Annotated in this window: 1 pseudogene; it reads left to right on the top strand. The window is 45.8% G+C overall.

What is annotated here, in order from left to right:
* Positions 1–95: 95 nt before the first annotated feature.
* Positions 96–332, top strand: a pseudogene (locus tag V6E55_RS25710) (integrase); the annotation flags it as partial.

Raw genomic sequence — 332 nt, 5'->3', positions numbered from 1 at the left:
GCTGATAGAAACAGAAGCCACTGGAGCACCTCAAAAACACCATCATACACTAAATCAGTAAGTTGGCAGCATCACCCTTTGAGCGAAACCGTCGTATGGTTTCGGTGCTGATCGATCAGGATGCAATTTCGTCCGGACAAATGCAGAAAGGAGAACCATGGCGATATTATGACCTTGGGCACGGATTGTGTAGTTATGACTTTTTTGAACAGTGCCCACACCGTATGGCTTGTGCAAAATGTTCGTTCTACCTGCCTAAGGAAGGTGCGAATAAGCGGGGAAATTCTTCTCGGCTGACTCAGTCATTTCATTTCTTCATGTTTGAGCCGATT

It is taken from the genome of Enterobacter sp. 342 (assembly GCF_036663495.1).
GTDB lineage: Bacteria > Pseudomonadota > Gammaproteobacteria > Enterobacterales > Enterobacteriaceae > Enterobacter.
The sequence above is the reverse complement of the archived record's forward strand: the minus strand, read 5'-3'. Positions and strand labels throughout refer to the sequence as shown.